Below are 14,589 nucleotides of genomic sequence, written 5' to 3'. Positions count from 1 at the left end.
AAAGATTTTATGAACAAAATGCCCCATCAGCTTTCTGGAGGAGAGCAGCAGCGTGTTGCAATTGCAAGAGCGCTTCTTAATGATCCGGAATTTATTTTAGCCGATGAGCCAACAGGAAATCTTGATCCTCAAACTAGTTCTGAAGTTTTAGAAGTTTTAAAAGCGATCAATGCCGCAGGTAAAACTGTGATTATGGCGACTCATGATTATGCTTTATTAATGAAATTTCCATCTAAAACCTTAAAATGCGAAGATGAAAGAATCTTCGAAGTTGTACAAAGAAGCGTATAATCTAAACTCTACTTTTTCCGAAAATCAGGATATCCTGAAAATCGTGCAAACCTTTCTGTGATTGGCCTGCCCATGGTCCGTATATCTTATTTTCTAATTTTAGACTGCCATTTTTAAGCATTTGAGCAAGAAATTCTTCTTTGAAAGCAATATTCGCTGATGGAACTTTTTCACTCATAAGCCTATATCCTTCTCTTCCATAAGAAAAACAAAAACTTTTATTTACATTCGAAATATAGTTTTCATTTTCATCATTGTAGAGAAAAAAAGTAGATAGACATCTGCCTCCTGGTTTCAAAACTCGGTAAATTTCATTTAGATAATTTTGGACTTCCTTTGGTTGCATGTGTGTAAAAACTGAAAACAAGAAAACGTTGTCAAAAGAATTGTCTTCATAAGGAAATATGAAATCTTCTGCTTTTTGATCTGTTAAAGAGTATAAATCATTATTCAACGAAACATGCTTAAATGTGAAGTTTGGAAAATCTGTGGTGATCTGATTTTGGCACCAGTCAATTCCTTTTTTTACAACGTCAAAACCCTCATAACTTCCCTCTTTTGATAAATATTGTGTCAATGCAACTGCAGCACGACCAATTCCACAACCTACATCAAGCACTATATCGTCAGGCTTTAAAGAAACATATTCTTTTAAAAGCTGTAAATGGTGTTTTCCTTGCAAAATAAAATCGCCTGAACCTATAAAAATATCTCCTTTTTTAGGAACATATTTATTTTTTTTGCCCTTTATTATATCCCAAAAATCTGCTGGAGCGTAATAAATTTTACGAACAAGTAATCTTGAATTTGGCGAAATAGAATAATAAAGCGACCTTAAATTCATTTTAAATTTATCTTTTTTAAAATTTAATCAACTTAATAGAATAGTAAAATAAAAAGCATTTCCTTTACAAATATATTTTAAAAAGGTTATTAATGCTTTCCATTTTAATTCCAATTTACAATTGTAATGTTTTACCGCTTGTAAGCGAGCTCGTAAAGCAATGCACTTCTTGTGGAATTATTTTTGAAATTCTTTGCTTTGACGATGCCTCAAGTCTTTTTACAATTGAAAATCAAAAAATTGATCAATTTCAAAATTGCTCTTTTGTTGTTTTAGAGAAAAATATTGGAAGAAGTGCCATTCGAAATTTATTAGCCAAAAAAGCCTTTTACGAAAATTTACTTTTTTTGGATGCCGATACGATGCCAATAGGAAAAGAATTTATTTCAAACTATATTTCTTATATCAATAATGAAGAAAAAATAGTCTACGGAGGAATTTTATATGAAAGTTCTAAACCTTTAAAAAATGAACTTTTAAGATGGTTTTACGGAAAAGAAAGAGAAGCTCTACCAGTTTCTGAGCGCATAAAAAATCCGTATCTTTCTTTCTTGACTTTAAACTTTCTCATTAAAAAAAGCATTTTTTCTAAAGTAAGATTTAACGAAGAAATTCCAAATCTGAGACACGAAGACACCTTGTTCTCTTTTGATCTAAAACAAAATCAAATTAAGGTTATTCATATTGATAATCCTGTTTTTCATCTTGGTTTAGAAGACAGCAAAACATTTTTGCGAAAATCTGAAGAAGCTATCTTAGGTTTAAAAAATTTAGTCGATTCGAATTTAATTTCTCCAGATTACGTTAAACTTTCTCATTATTTTCAGATGATTAAAAAATATCATCTTACCGCTTTAATCGCTGTCGGTTTTAAAATTTTTAGACCTTTATTGGTAAAACAATTATTAAGTAAAAAACCTTCGCTTTTTCTTTTTGATATTTATCGTCTTGGATACTATTCTACTCTAAATTAGTTTTTACAATATCTTCAAAGAAATTTTTCCATTGTTGCATTATAATATCAATATCATACTTTTGAACACTTTCTTGGGCTTTTGCTCCCATTTTGTTTCGTAACATTTCATCTTCGATTAATAAACTTAATTTTTCAATGAAAGACGTTTCATCATCTTCTTCAATAAGAAAACCATTCTCATTATTTCTAATAATGGCTTTTGGACCTACAGGGCAATCATAAGCCACACAAGGAAGACCAATAGCCATAGCTTCAATTAATACCATTGGTAACGCTTCATTTCGAGAAGTCATTACCAATATTGAAGCCGATTGATAGGCCTCCTGAATATTATGCACTGGATTAGAGAATGTAATATTTTTATCACTCTGCTGTTTTTCAAGCTGAAGTGTTTTATTTGATTTTCCAAAAATTTCCAATTTCCATTCTGGATATTTCTGTATTATCAATGGCCACATTTTCAATATTCTATCAATTCCTTTTTCATAAGAATGTCTGGCAACCATTATAATTTTCTTTTCTTTCAATTCTGCAGTTTGGGTCATTTTAAACCATAACGGATTAGAAATTACTCTTCCGTTTTTAATAGACCATTCTTCTAAACTTTCTTTTGATAATGCAACGAAAAATAAAAATTTAGAGGCACAGTAATTCCGATATTCATATTTTAATTTACCTGTAAACCTTCCAAAAAATGTTTTTCTATATTCATTAAATCTTGAGCCATGAGCTTCAAATATAATAGGAACGTCTGTTTTTAAAAATAATGGAATTGAAAATGATTTTAATGCAAAGTCGGAGATGATTATGCAATCTGGTTGTAATAGGCTAATGTATTTTTGAAGTTGTTTTTTATATTCAATCAAATTCAAAAGTTTCCCTTTTTTTAATGAAATATCGTAAAAACTTATTGCTTTATTAAATTCAAAAAATACATCAGAATCTCCATCATTCTGCGTGATGATAGAAATTTGATAATTCCATTTTTCTATTAAATAATCGGTTTTTACAGAAAGTACGCGCTGAACCCCTCCTTCTTCATTAATTCTTTGGGTGATGTACAATAATCTCATTTTTTAAACATCAAAAATTTGTCATAATCTCTTATGTAATCATCTTCGTCAAAAACGTCTGATGCTAAAACAAGACATACAGCTCCAGAAGAAAAATCTTCAAGTTCACGCCACAATCCATTGACTAAATGCAACCCCACATCTGGCTTATTTAGTAAAATTTTAGTTTTTTGGAAACCATCATCCAATGTAACATAAAAACTGCCACTAAGCGCCACTAAAATTTCATGCTGTTCTATGTGCGAATGGCCTCCTCGAAAAGCATTGCTCGGAATATCAAAAAGGTAATAAATTCGCTTAAACTCAAAAGGTAAAATATCATTTTGTATAAAAGCCAAATTACCTCTAACATCCTCTACTACCGGAAATTTTATGTATTGAATATCATTAATTGTCGTTTCCATATTACTATTTTAAAACATTCCTCAAAATGCTTGTTAATGATATATGCCTTTAGATCGCAAATATTAATTATTGATTTCTTAATTTCGTATCAAATATAACATTAATGAGGGTTTTACTTGTTGGCGAATACAGTCTTTTGCATAATTCTTTAAAAGAAGGATTGCTTGAACTCGGTCATGAAGTTGTTTTAATTGGAAATAAAGACGGCTTTAGAAAATATCCACTTGATTATAATTACGAACCCAAGTACCTTAATTTTAAGATTCTTACTATTCCTCGAAAAATAATTTATCGCTTATTTAAATTTGATTTTGCTGGATTAGAAACTGGATTTCGTTTTTTTCTTTTTCTACCCAAATTACAAAACTTTGATGTAGTTCAGTTTATTAATGAAGCTTCTGTAAAGACGACTTCAGGTTTTGAGCTTTATCTTATGAAAAAGCTTTGTTCTGCAAACAAAAAAGCTTTCATGCTGTCTACTGGAATTGATTATTCTACACTCACATATTACATTGAAAATCCATCTAAAAAATCAATTCTTCAGCCTTATTTCACGAATCCTAAAGAAGACAAAGAATTTAAAGCTTTCTATGCTTATCTTAGCAAAAGCCATTCTAAAATACACGATTTTATTAAAGAAAAATTTAATGGAATCATTGCAACTGATTTTGATTATGTTGAGGCAAATAGTAAAAATCCAAAATACTCAGGATTTATTCCCTGTCCTGTCAATACCAAAAAACTAATTTCTAAAGAACTTGTTATAGCCGAAAAGATTATTATTTTTCTCGGCATAAGCAAATGGAGTTACCATCAAAAAGGCATTCTGTTTTTTGAAAAAGCTTTAGATATAATTCAAAAAAAATACTCTGACAGAGTCGAAATAATAATCGCAAATACAATTCCTTATCCTGTTTATATTGAACTGTATAACAAAGCACACATCTTATTAGATCAAGCTTATTCCTGTGATCAAGGATATAATGCACTCGAAGCAATGGCAAAAGGCAAAGTAGTGTTTACAGGTGCTGAATCTGAATTTATGGAGTATTATAAAATATCTGAAAGAGTGTGTATTAATGCTCTTCCTGATGTTGATTATCTTGTTGCCGAACTATCTTTTCTTATAGAAAATCCGACTGAGATTACGGCAATAGGAAAACGCGCAAGAGCGTTTATTGAAAAGGAGCATGATTATATCAAAGTTGCAAAGCAATATCTTGATTTCTGGAAAAATTTCTAACTCTATTTTAACTTTAAACGAATTTGAGCAACCTAAAAATCATTGTTTAAAAACAGATTTAAAGTAGAAAAACAATACAAGAAAGTAAATAAAATTATCCAATGCATACCCTATAACGACTCCTTCAATTCCATAAATCCGAATAAAGTACAAACTAAAAAAGTACAATATTACAAGTGAAAACAACTCACTTAAAATGAATGCAGAAGTCTTTTTTTTGGCAAACAATTGATAACCTAAAATAAGCGAAGCAATTTTAAAAATATCTCCTAACAGCTGCCAGAAAAACAAATCGGTAACGGGCAAAAATTCTTTTGTAAAAAGCAGTCGAATAATAAAAAATCTCGTCAGATAAATCACAGTTAATCCACAAACAAAAACAGGTAAAATGTATTTATAATACTGCAAGAAAAGGTTTTTGGTTTCTAAACCATTTTGAGCTTTGGATAATTTCGGCAAAAAATAAACACTTAAAATTGTACTGGCAAACATCAAATAATAAGTAGAAATTCTTGTCATAGTTTCCCAATATCCTGCTTGTTCTATTCCTAAATCATGAATAATATGATTTCGGATAGATAGAAATACAAAAGGTCCAACAACAGATGAAACCACAGCCATTAAGGAATAAGATGAAAGTTTTTTTAAAATTCGGAAATCGAACAAATGAAATCTTATGATTTGAAAAAACTGAATCTCTTTCTGGATCAGATAAAAAGTGACAAAAAATAATAATGCAGGAGTAATTACAATTGACATTAAAGCTCCTATAGTTTTAAACTGCGTAATCAGAAAAAGAGAGGCCATTAAACCCATAATATTTCCGACAATATTAATTGAGATTACTTTTTTGAATTTACCCAAGCCATTAATTATTGCTATAAAAAAAACAGAAAGTCCATATCCGGGTAAAACCAATGCTAAAACTTTAAAAACAATAAGATATTCTAGATTGTCTCCAAAAATTTTATTGTTCCAATAAGAAGCTGTTAGAAATAAGAAAATGCTTAAAAGCCCCGCAAGAAGCAATAGAGTGATAAAAACGGTTGTGATTATCTTTTGAAGTTCTATTTTACTCTTTTCGTTTTCGGCTGTATATTTTACAATTCCGTTTTGAAAACCTAAAACAGAAATGGTCTCTAGAGAAGTTAAAAAATTACGAAGATTTCCAACCAGCGCCATTCCGTTTGGGCCTACAAAAACAGCCAATATTTTTGATGTAATCAATCCGATTCCTATTTTCAGCGCAACGCTCAAACTGTTCAAAGAAGTAACCTTAAACAAACCCGTTTGAACTATTTTTTTATAAAAATTCAAATTAGTATCGATTTAGAGTTTCTACAATAAAATCAACCTCAGAGTGCGTTAAAACTGGACTCATCGGCAGACTCAGAACTTCATTATGAATTTTCTCGGTAATTGGAAACGAAAGATTATTCAACTCAGAAAAAGCTTTTTGCTTATGTGGCGGAATTGGATAATGAATGACGCTTTGAATAGTATGTTGAGCTAGATATTCTTGCAAATGTGCTCTATTTTCTGTTCGAATGACAAATAAGTGAAAAACATGATTGGCTGAAAAATCCCAGAACGGAAGCACTATCTTATCGTTTTTAATTTCTGAAAGATATCGTTTTGCAATGGTTCTTCTTTTCTCATTATCCGAATTTAAATTGGGTAATTTGAGATTTAAAAAACCAGCCTGTATTTCATCCAATCGTGAATTCAAACCTACATAATCATTATAATATTTTGTCTCCGAACCATAATTTCGAAGCGAAAAAAGCACTTTTGCCAGCGCTGCATTATTTGTAGTAATAGCTCCACCATCGCCTAAACATCCTAAGTTTTTTCCTGGATAAAAGCTGTAAGCGCAAGCCGAATTTAAATTATTAATTGTTAAGTATTGGTTGTCAATTGATCCGTGCGATTGTGCGCAATCTTCTACAATAACCAAATTATGCTTTTCTGCAATTTTCGTTATTCTTTCCATTTCAGCTATTTGTCCGTATAAATGAACAGCCAAAATAGCTCTAGTTTTTGGAGTTATTTTCTCCTCGATCAAATCTGGATTTATATTATAAGTATCCAATCTTGGTTCAACCAAAACAGGAACTAAATCTGCTTGCAAAATGGCTAAAATGCTTGCAATATAGGTATTTGCTGGAACAATAACTTCGTCTCCTTTTTTGAGTTTCTTGAGTTCGATATAACCTTTAAAAATAAGAACCAAAGCATCAAATCCGTTTCCTACTCCAACACAATATTTAGATTGGCAATATTCGGCAAAAGCCCTTTCAAATGTTTCTACTTCTTTCCCTAAAATATACCAACCATTTTCTAAAACCGATTTCAGTTTTTCTTGAAAAGCAGTTTCATAAGGTTCGTTTATTTTTTTAAGATCAAGAAAAGATATCATCGATGTTGTATTTTTAAATAAGAATGTCTTCTAGTTTAGTATAATTGGCGGTGTTAACTTCACAAAAATCATGTACAATAGTACTTGCGCCAAAACTTTCCTTCCAATAAGCCAGTCCTTCGTTTAGTTTTTTTCCTTGATTTTCATTTGAAATTCCAAAATCAAAAAAGCGTTTTTCAGAAAAACGTTCATGAATCAGATAATGAAAAAGATAATCTAAACTTCCTAAATCTTCTTGGTCTGGTTTTTTTGAAATATACTGGCAATGTGCCACATTTTTTGTTTCAAAAATCGTTGTTCCGCCTACAATCTCATCATTTTTGTAAACATTAAATTGATGAATATTTTCAGGAAAAAGCGATTTCAGTTTATTTATTTCCTCAATTGAATGAACTGGTATGGCATCATGTTTTTTTTCTAAATTCGGAATGAGAATTTTGCTCCAAAACAATTCAAAATCATTATCTTCTTTAATAATCAATTTATTGGAAATTGCTTTTTTAAGGCCTCTTTTTCTAATTTTCGACATTGTTTTCTCCTGCTGTAAATCAATTACAGAAAGAGAGTCTCTTCTAACCAGCTTTGTTTCTGCCAAAAACAAACCATATAAAATTTCTTCAGCCGGTTTTAGCTGATAAATTGAAGGAAGAGTTTTAAGATGTAATGTCTCAAAATTATTTTCATTCAGAAAAAACAAAATATCTCTTAGAATTTCAATAACTGCTTTTTGTTTGGTTTGCTCATTATAAACAAGTCCACCATAAGTTAAACCTTGATGAGAATATAGTGCTTTTCCTTTTTTATTGGCTGGAAGAATAGCATACAATTTTTCATCTTCAAATACTAAAAGCGAAAAATCTTCGAATCGATCTTTATGGTATTCCATAAAATCGCGATGAAATAAAAACGTGGCATTTTTGGCCTGAGCGACAAAATCGTTCCAAACTAAATAATCATTCTGATCGTATTTTTTAATGGTAAATTTCGTCATACTTAATTACATATGATCAAATGCCTTTAAATGCCATTTGTATTTTACTGCCAACAATCTAATCACAATAATAACAAGAGATGTAACCAGATATAAGATATCGTCATTAAGATTTAGTTTTCGCAATCCAAAAAATACAAGTCCACCAAAAATACAGATCGTTGCATAGATTTCTTCTCTAAAAACGTTTGGAATTTCGTTACACAAAATATCACGAATTACACCACCAAAGCACGCAGTCATTGTTCCTAACGCAATACAAATTGCTGGATGAAGTCCTGTTATAAGGCCTCTTTCAAGTCCTATTAAAGTAAAAACTCCGAGCCCGATTGTATCAAAAAGAAACAATGAGGTACGAAGTTTATCGAAGCTTTTTCTGAAAAGAATTGCTAGAAAAAATCCTAAAATGATCACATATACGTATTGCATGTCACGCATCCAGCCAACAGGAGTTCTTCCAATTAAGACATCACGAAGCGTTCCGCCTCCAACCGCGGTTACAAATGCAATAATAAAAACTCCAAACGGATCTAATTTTTTATGCATTGCAGTTAGGGCGCCAGACATGGCAAATGCCATTGTCCCAATAATATCAAGTAAGTGAAACATTTTTTTTGAGTTACAAAGATGCAAAGCGTCAAAGTTACAAAGTTGTAAGGAATAATCTTAGCAAATGTAACTCCTAAAAACATTTATCATTTTTTTACGTAAATCGGACTTCTTTTCAATAAATAGGAAATAGAATCCATCCATCCGTCTTTTACCGCCAACAAAGGTTTACGGGTTTGAGAATAGATTTTATCTGTATTTCTGTACATGTCAAAATAAACCGTATAGTAATAATACTTTTGGTCGTTTGCTGTTGTTGTAGAGATATCGTTTGTGGTTACTTTTTTATTGTTATTGCTCACTTTTGCATTTCCGCTGTTGTAAGTCGTAGCGGTAGTTCCTGTTCCAATTGTATAAGAAACTTTTGCAGCAACAATATTATCAACTCCAAGTATTTTTTCAAGATCTTCTATTGGTGTTTCATCAATATTATTGTGGTCAATGCCTGCTTTGTGCAATAAACTGTTTGTTGTTCTTAAATCTTGAACTGTTAACGGAAAAATATTGGATGATTTATCTAACAGCTTGTTGTACAAATCGTTTTGTGCAAATTTTGCCATATCCTCAGAACCTTGCTGATTGTCTGCATTTATGTAAGGAATTGGCAATACGGCAATTGTATTGTGTTGCTTATCTGCAATTGCTATGTTTTGAGATGATGCGCTTTGAGCGGTATTATTTGCGTTTGAAGAAACGTCAAAAGTTTGAGATCTTCCGCTTGCAAAATCGATTTTGGCAATTTGTGAAACGTCTAATGAAATCTGGATTGTCTCGCCTGGAAGCGAATATTCTACGGTTTTATCAGACATTTTAGAAATCGTGCATTCTATTATCTGATAATCTCTTTTTATAATTTTATCTAATTTTTTTCCGCTTTGGGCAAAACTTACACAAGCAGATAATAGCATTAACAATACGAGAAAAGGCTTTGTAATTTTCATTTGTTTGGAAATTTATGAATTAATTATCTATATATAAATTTACGAAGAAATTTTAAAAAATTATCATTAAAACTCAGAAAACCCCATTAATTATTCAAAGAAAAAAAACTACATATTTTGTGTATAAAAATTATAATCTTTTAAAATCACACGAATAAAATCACTATTATTTCCAGATTGATTTTTAATTCCAGTCACGCTTTCGATTTTAGATACCAATTTGTAAATAACCTCATGATCGTTTTTAGCTGCAGCTTTTTGATAAGTCTCTTTAATAATACGCATATCATTATCTGAAAGCTTAATCACCAAAGGATATGTAGGTACATAAGCCTCACCAATTTCTTCTAAAATGGTATGGCTTATATTAATTTTATTCTTCAAAGTAATTACTGCTGTTCCTGCTGCCATGTCTCCCAATCTTTGAGATTTCTGACTGGTAATAACCGAAATGAGTCCAGGAAGTCCGAAAAAAGTAAAAAAGTCAATTACTCTAAAAAACCATCGAATTAAATAATCTCCAAAACCTGCTTGATAGCCATCAATTTTTACGACTTTAATTTTCAGTATTTTTTTTCCAAGTGACTGTCCTTCAAAAACACTTTCTAAAACCAATGAGTAAATTATGACTGGAGAATATAACATTAAAAAAATAGCGCCACGTGACCAGCCATCCAAATTTACCATCAATCGATCTAGCTGTAGCCAATCAAAAAGAACTATAGAAAGAACTGTTATATAGCAGATTACAATAAACAAATCGATAAAAAAAGCACCTAGTCTTTCACCTACAGAAGCTGCGATAAAATTTATTTTGACATTTTGTGTCGTATTAATAGATAATTCTGACATATTTCATATTTTAGCCTACAATGAGAGAAATCGCCTTTATAAAACAAAACAGAGAAAAATGGCTCGAGTTTGAGCTGGCAATTTTTGGTAAAGCTAAAAAAAATCCTGATGAATTAGCTAATTTGTACATTCAAATGATGAATGATTTGTCGTATGCTCAAACGTATTATCCTAAAAGTAAAACGGTTGTTTACCTTAATCATCTTGCTTCTCAGATTTATCAAAAGATTTACAAAACAAAACGCACAGACCAGAATCGAGTTGTAGATTTCTTTAAAATTGAAGTTCCGTTATTGGTTTACGAGTACAGAAGATATTTGGCTTACGCATTTATTTTATTTTTTGTTACTGTTTCAATTGGCGTTCTTTCTGCTCGTTACGATCGTGATTTTGTTCGGCTAATTTTAGGCGACGAATACGTAAATATGACTTTAGAAAATATTAAAAAAGGCAATCCGATGGCCGTATATGGTTCGGGAAGCAATTGGGGAAGTTTTATCGGCATTACTGTAAATAACCTCTTTGTAGGCGCCAAATGTTATTTCTACGGTATTTTTGCCGGAATCGGAACTTTCAATGTTTTTCTTCAAAACTGTATTATGTTGGGCTCTTTCCAATATTTCTTCTACGAACAAGGTGTTTTCTGGAAAAGCGTGCGAGGAATCTGGATTCACGGTTCTATGGAAATTTTTGCAATTGTAATCGAAACAACTGCTGGATTCATTCTAGGCGCTTCTATCCTATTTCCTAAAACGTTCTCAAGATTAAATTCTTTTAAAATTGGCTTCAAGAACAGCTTCAAGATATTCTTAAGCACTTTTCCCTTCACAATTAGTGCAGGATTTTTAGAAGGTTTCATTACACGATATTCTATCGATATGCCCAATTGGTTAAGCAGTTTTATAATCTTATTTACGCTTGTAATAATTTCGTTTTATTACTTGGTATATCCTTTTATTGTACACAAAAAATTAACTTCAAAATCAATTAATTTATAATGTTTGAGCTTTATAAAAAAAGACAATTAGGCGATAATCTAGGTGACACTTTTACTTTTTTTAAAGACTTCGGAAAAAACTTTTTTAAGATCTTTTTTATCGTAAATGGAGCTTTTTTACTTCTATTGGCAATTATAATTTACACTTTAATTAAAGTTAATTTTGATGCTATAAAAAATTCTGGTTTAGAAAACAACCAGTTAAAGAGCGACCTTATAGGTTATTTCGATAATAACGAAGGGCTTACATTAACTTTAGTATTAATCTGTGTTGTTCTATTTTTGATTTTCTCCTTGTTCAACTATGCTTACCCTGTTCTGTATTTAAAAATGCTAGAAAATGGTAAAAAGGACTTTGATCTAAATGCTGTATTGTCTAGCTTTTTTAAGGTTTTCTTTAAACTAGTAAAATTTAGCATAGGAGCCTTGGTTATTGTTTTTCCGGTTTTATTAATTGCATTAATCATCATGTTTTTTTTATGCTTTATAATTATCGGAATTCCATTAATTCTGGTTGCAATTCCAACCTTTTTTACTTTTTTCAATCTTTGGTTTTATAGTTATCTAACAGACGGAAAACGTTTTTTTGAATCTTTACAACATGCCTATTACCTAACAAAAGAAGATTTTTGGAATACAATTGGAACAACATTTATTATGATGATCATCATGCAGTTTATTCAGGCTGCCATAACAATGTTTTTTTATTTTGTGGGCATATTTATCTCGATTGCCTACTTTATAGGAAATTCTGATTCAAATGGTCCAAAATCACTAGAACCTTCGCCTCTTTTAATAGGTTTCATTACAGTTATTGTACTTTCGCTTATTATATTAGGTAATATTTTTAATAATGTAATTGTAATTAATCAAGGAATGATTTATTATAGTTTAGAGTCAGGAAATAGACAGGAATCCAAATCAATTGATTTAATCGGAGATCATACCAATGAATAGATTTTTAATTATTTTATATTTTATTTCCTGCTTGAGCATAGCAAATGCTCAAGATACTTTGGTTAAAGAAGATCCTCCAAAAATTACTACCGTTAAATATACTGAAAAAGATATTCAAGTAGATTCTGGAACGGTAGAAGCTAAACATTTTGAAAAGGATTTCAAGACAAAATATACCGACAAAGAATTTGTCTATGAATACAAAGCTCCCGAAAAAAACTGGTGGGATAATTTTAAGAATTGGCTGGCTAGGCAGATTTTTAATTTATTCAATTTCAGCAGTGTAAAAACGTCTTTCGACTTTATTTCTTTTTTATTTAGAATAATTGCGGTTTTGGTCGTTGTTGTTTTAATTTATTTTATTGCAAAAGCTTTAATCAAAAAAGAAGGAAGATGGATTTTTGGAAAAAATGCCAATAAAGGCACCTTATTTTATTCTGATGCAGAGAAAAATATTCATCTTTTAGATTTTGAAAAACTTATTAAAGAAAGTGTCGAAACTGGCGAAAGAAGAATCGCTGTTCGATATTATTATTTATGGCTTTTAAAAGTAATGGCACAACATCATTATATTGAATGGGACATCGAAAAAACAAACTCCGATTATTTGTACGAATTGCACAATCCTACTCATAAAGAAGAGTTTACCTATCTTTCATACCTGTACAATTATATTTGGTACGGCGAATTTGAAATTGATGATGCAACATTCAGAAAGACTGAAAACAGATTTAAAAAAGCATTAAAAACTTTTGGTAATGGATAATAAAGTAAAAATATACATTGCTGTTCTGGTTTTAATTTTCGGAATAACATTATTAGTAGACAAAGGACAGCCAAAACCTATTGACTGGACTCCTACGTACTCTGTTGATGATAAAATACCATTTGGATTATATATTTTTGATCACGAAGCAGATCGTCTTTTTAACCAGAAAGTAGAACGAATTTCAACGCAGACTCCTTACGAATATCTGGATTCTCAATATGATTCAAGAGAGAATATAGAAACCTATAAAATTAAAGGAACTTTTATCAATATTTCTGAGGTAAACAATATTGATGATTCATCGATGAAAGAGATTTTATATTTTGTCTCTCACGGCAATAATGCTTTTTTAAGTATGAAGGTATTCCCTAAAGTATTACTGGATTCTTTAAAAATTGAATTAAACACCGATTTTTTACCAAATGACAGCATTACAGCTTGGATGGCAAATAAAAAAGTAAGTTTAAAAAAATATACTTTAGGTACTGGATTAAGTGATTATTTTTCAAAAATAGACACTTTAAATACAAAAGTTCTAGGATATCAAACCAGTCGTAAAAATAAAAGACAAATCAATTTTATTGAAGTTCCTTATAAAAACGGTCATCTCTATCTGCACACGCAGCCAGTAGCTTTTACCAATTATAATTTGCTTAAAAAAGATCATTATCAGTACGCCGAAAACTTGGTTTCTTATATACCAAAAGGAAACATTTTTTGGTACAATAAAATTTTTAACGACCAACGTATTTCAAGTTCTCCAATGCGATATATCTTTATTCAGCCTGCTTTAAAATCGGCTTGGTATTTAGGTCTCTTGGGAATTTTGATTTTTATGATCTTCAATGCAAAAAGAAAACAGCGCATTGTACCAATCATAAAACCCTTACAGAATTTAACGGTTGAATTTACCAAAACAGTTGGAAATTTATATTATCAGGAAGGAGATCACACCAATATTATCGATAAAAAGATTATTTACTTTTTAGAAAAAATAAGAACAGATTATTTATTGGATACCAGCAAACTAGATGACGATTTTATAAACAAATTGCACTATAAAACGGGAAAAGACAAAAAAGATATTAGCGACTTAGTTCAATTAATTAATGATCACCGCAAAAGTTATCACGGAAGTCTAGAAGAAGACCTCATCAAAATAAATGCAGCAATAGAAAAGATTTTACATTAACTAAATATTTGCCACTCCCGATAGCTATCG

General features: G+C 30.6%; 16 protein-coding genes. 7 read left to right on the top strand and 9 right to left on the bottom strand.

From position 1 onward, the window contains the following. Positions 1 to 291, top strand: a 291-nt coding sequence (locus tag B3J44_RS14765; protein WP_286969265.1) for a cell division ATP-binding protein FtsE, incomplete at its 5' end; no start/stop codon positions are given. A gap of 1 nt (position 292) precedes the next feature. Here the strand turns inward: B3J44_RS14765 and B3J44_RS14760 are convergent. Next, positions 293 to 1,135 (bottom strand): class I SAM-dependent methyltransferase, encoded by an 843-nt coding sequence (locus tag B3J44_RS14760; protein WP_286969264.1) that lies wholly within the window; start codon positions 1,133 to 1,135, stop codon positions 293 to 295. Between the two features lie 92 nt (positions 1,136 to 1,227). Here B3J44_RS14760 and B3J44_RS14755 point away from each other — a divergent pair, with 92 nt between their 5' ends. Then, positions 1,228 to 2,109 (top strand): glycosyltransferase family 2 protein, encoded by an 882-nt coding sequence (locus B3J44_RS14755; protein WP_286969262.1) that lies wholly within the window; start codon positions 1,228 to 1,230, stop codon positions 2,107 to 2,109. On the opposite strand, the gene B3J44_RS14750 is transcribed toward B3J44_RS14755, so the two are convergent. Both B3J44_RS14750 and B3J44_RS14745 read right to left on the bottom strand, forming a co-directional pair. Further along, positions 2,096 to 3,184: a glycosyltransferase gene (locus B3J44_RS14750; protein ID WP_286969261.1), complete on the bottom strand. Its 1,089-nt coding sequence runs from the start codon at positions 3,182 to 3,184 to the stop codon at positions 2,096 to 2,098. The genes B3J44_RS14755 and B3J44_RS14750 overlap by 14 nt on opposite strands. Further along, positions 3,181 to 3,588, bottom strand: a complete 408-nt coding sequence (locus tag B3J44_RS14745) for a sugar 3,4-ketoisomerase (RefSeq protein WP_198856883.1) — start codon at positions 3,586 to 3,588, stop codon at positions 3,181 to 3,183. The genes B3J44_RS14750 and B3J44_RS14745 overlap by 4 nt, the downstream gene beginning before the upstream one ends. Before the next feature lie 104 nt (positions 3,589 to 3,692). Between B3J44_RS14745 and B3J44_RS14740 the strand changes: the two genes are divergently transcribed. Further along, positions 3,693 to 4,832 carry a glycosyltransferase gene (locus B3J44_RS14740; protein ID WP_286969260.1) on the top strand — a complete coding sequence of 380 codons (1,140 nt, stop codon included), beginning with the start codon at positions 3,693 to 3,695 and terminating at the stop codon, positions 4,830 to 4,832. 39 nt (positions 4,833 to 4,871) lie between these two features. On the opposite strand, the gene B3J44_RS14735 is transcribed toward B3J44_RS14740, so the two are convergent. The 6 genes from B3J44_RS14735 to B3J44_RS14710 all read right to left on the bottom strand — a co-directional run bounded on the left by B3J44_RS14735 (position 4,872) and on the right by B3J44_RS14710 (position 10,644). Then, positions 4,872 to 6,149, bottom strand: coding sequence for an O-antigen translocase (locus tag B3J44_RS14735; RefSeq protein WP_286969258.1), 1,278 nt, complete (start codon positions 6,147 to 6,149; stop codon positions 4,872 to 4,874). Between the two features lies 1 nt (position 6,150). Continuing rightward, on the bottom strand, positions 6,151 to 7,251 hold the full coding sequence (locus B3J44_RS14730; RefSeq protein ID WP_286969256.1) for a DegT/DnrJ/EryC1/StrS family aminotransferase: 1,101 nt from the start codon (positions 7,249 to 7,251) through the stop codon (positions 6,151 to 6,153). A 13-nt stretch (positions 7,252 to 7,264) separates the two neighbouring features. Then, positions 7,265 to 8,242, bottom strand: coding sequence for a GNAT family N-acetyltransferase (locus B3J44_RS14725; RefSeq protein ID WP_286969254.1), 978 nt, complete (start codon positions 8,240 to 8,242; stop codon positions 7,265 to 7,267). Positions 8,243 to 8,248: 6 nt separating this feature from the next. After that, on the bottom strand, positions 8,249 to 8,851 hold the full coding sequence (locus B3J44_RS14720) for a trimeric intracellular cation channel family protein (protein ID WP_198856879.1): 603 nt from the start codon (positions 8,849 to 8,851) through the stop codon (positions 8,249 to 8,251). 86 nt (positions 8,852 to 8,937) lie between these two features. Beyond that, positions 8,938 to 9,792: a hypothetical protein gene (locus B3J44_RS14715; protein ID WP_286969252.1), complete on the bottom strand. Its 855-nt coding sequence runs from the start codon at positions 9,790 to 9,792 to the stop codon at positions 8,938 to 8,940. Between the two features lie 108 nt (positions 9,793 to 9,900). Then, positions 9,901 to 10,644 carry an RDD family protein gene (locus B3J44_RS14710; protein ID WP_198856877.1) on the bottom strand — a complete coding sequence of 248 codons (744 nt, stop codon included), beginning with the start codon at positions 10,642 to 10,644 and terminating at the stop codon, positions 9,901 to 9,903. Positions 10,645 to 10,664: 20 nt separating this feature from the next. Here B3J44_RS14710 and B3J44_RS14705 point away from each other — a divergent pair, with 20 nt between their 5' ends. The 4 genes from B3J44_RS14705 to B3J44_RS14690 are packed head-to-tail and all read left to right on the top strand — an operon-like array spanning position 10,665 to position 14,559. Continuing rightward, positions 10,665 to 11,642 (top strand): stage II sporulation protein M, encoded by a 978-nt coding sequence (locus tag B3J44_RS14705; RefSeq protein WP_286969248.1) that lies wholly within the window; start codon positions 10,665 to 10,667, stop codon positions 11,640 to 11,642. Next, positions 11,642 to 12,598, top strand: coding sequence for a hypothetical protein (locus B3J44_RS14700; protein WP_286969246.1), 957 nt, complete (start codon positions 11,642 to 11,644; stop codon positions 12,596 to 12,598). The genes B3J44_RS14705 and B3J44_RS14700 overlap by 1 nt, the downstream gene beginning before the upstream one ends. Beyond that, positions 12,591 to 13,364 carry a DUF4129 domain-containing protein gene (locus B3J44_RS14695; RefSeq protein ID WP_286969244.1) on the top strand — a complete coding sequence of 258 codons (774 nt, stop codon included), beginning with the start codon at positions 12,591 to 12,593 and terminating at the stop codon, positions 13,362 to 13,364. Before B3J44_RS14700 ends, B3J44_RS14695 begins: the two co-directional genes overlap by 8 nt. Then, positions 13,357 to 14,559, top strand: coding sequence for a DUF4350 domain-containing protein (locus B3J44_RS14690; protein WP_286969243.1), 1,203 nt, complete (start codon positions 13,357 to 13,359; stop codon positions 14,557 to 14,559). Before B3J44_RS14695 ends, B3J44_RS14690 begins: the two co-directional genes overlap by 8 nt. Positions 14,560 to 14,589 lie beyond the last annotated feature (30 nt).

This window comes from Flavobacterium sp. UBA4854 (assembly GCF_002399805.1).
In the GTDB taxonomy this organism is placed as follows: domain Bacteria; phylum Bacteroidota; class Bacteroidia; order Flavobacteriales; family Flavobacteriaceae; genus Flavobacterium; species Flavobacterium ginsengisoli.
This window is presented reverse-complemented; position numbering and strand designations above follow the sequence as displayed.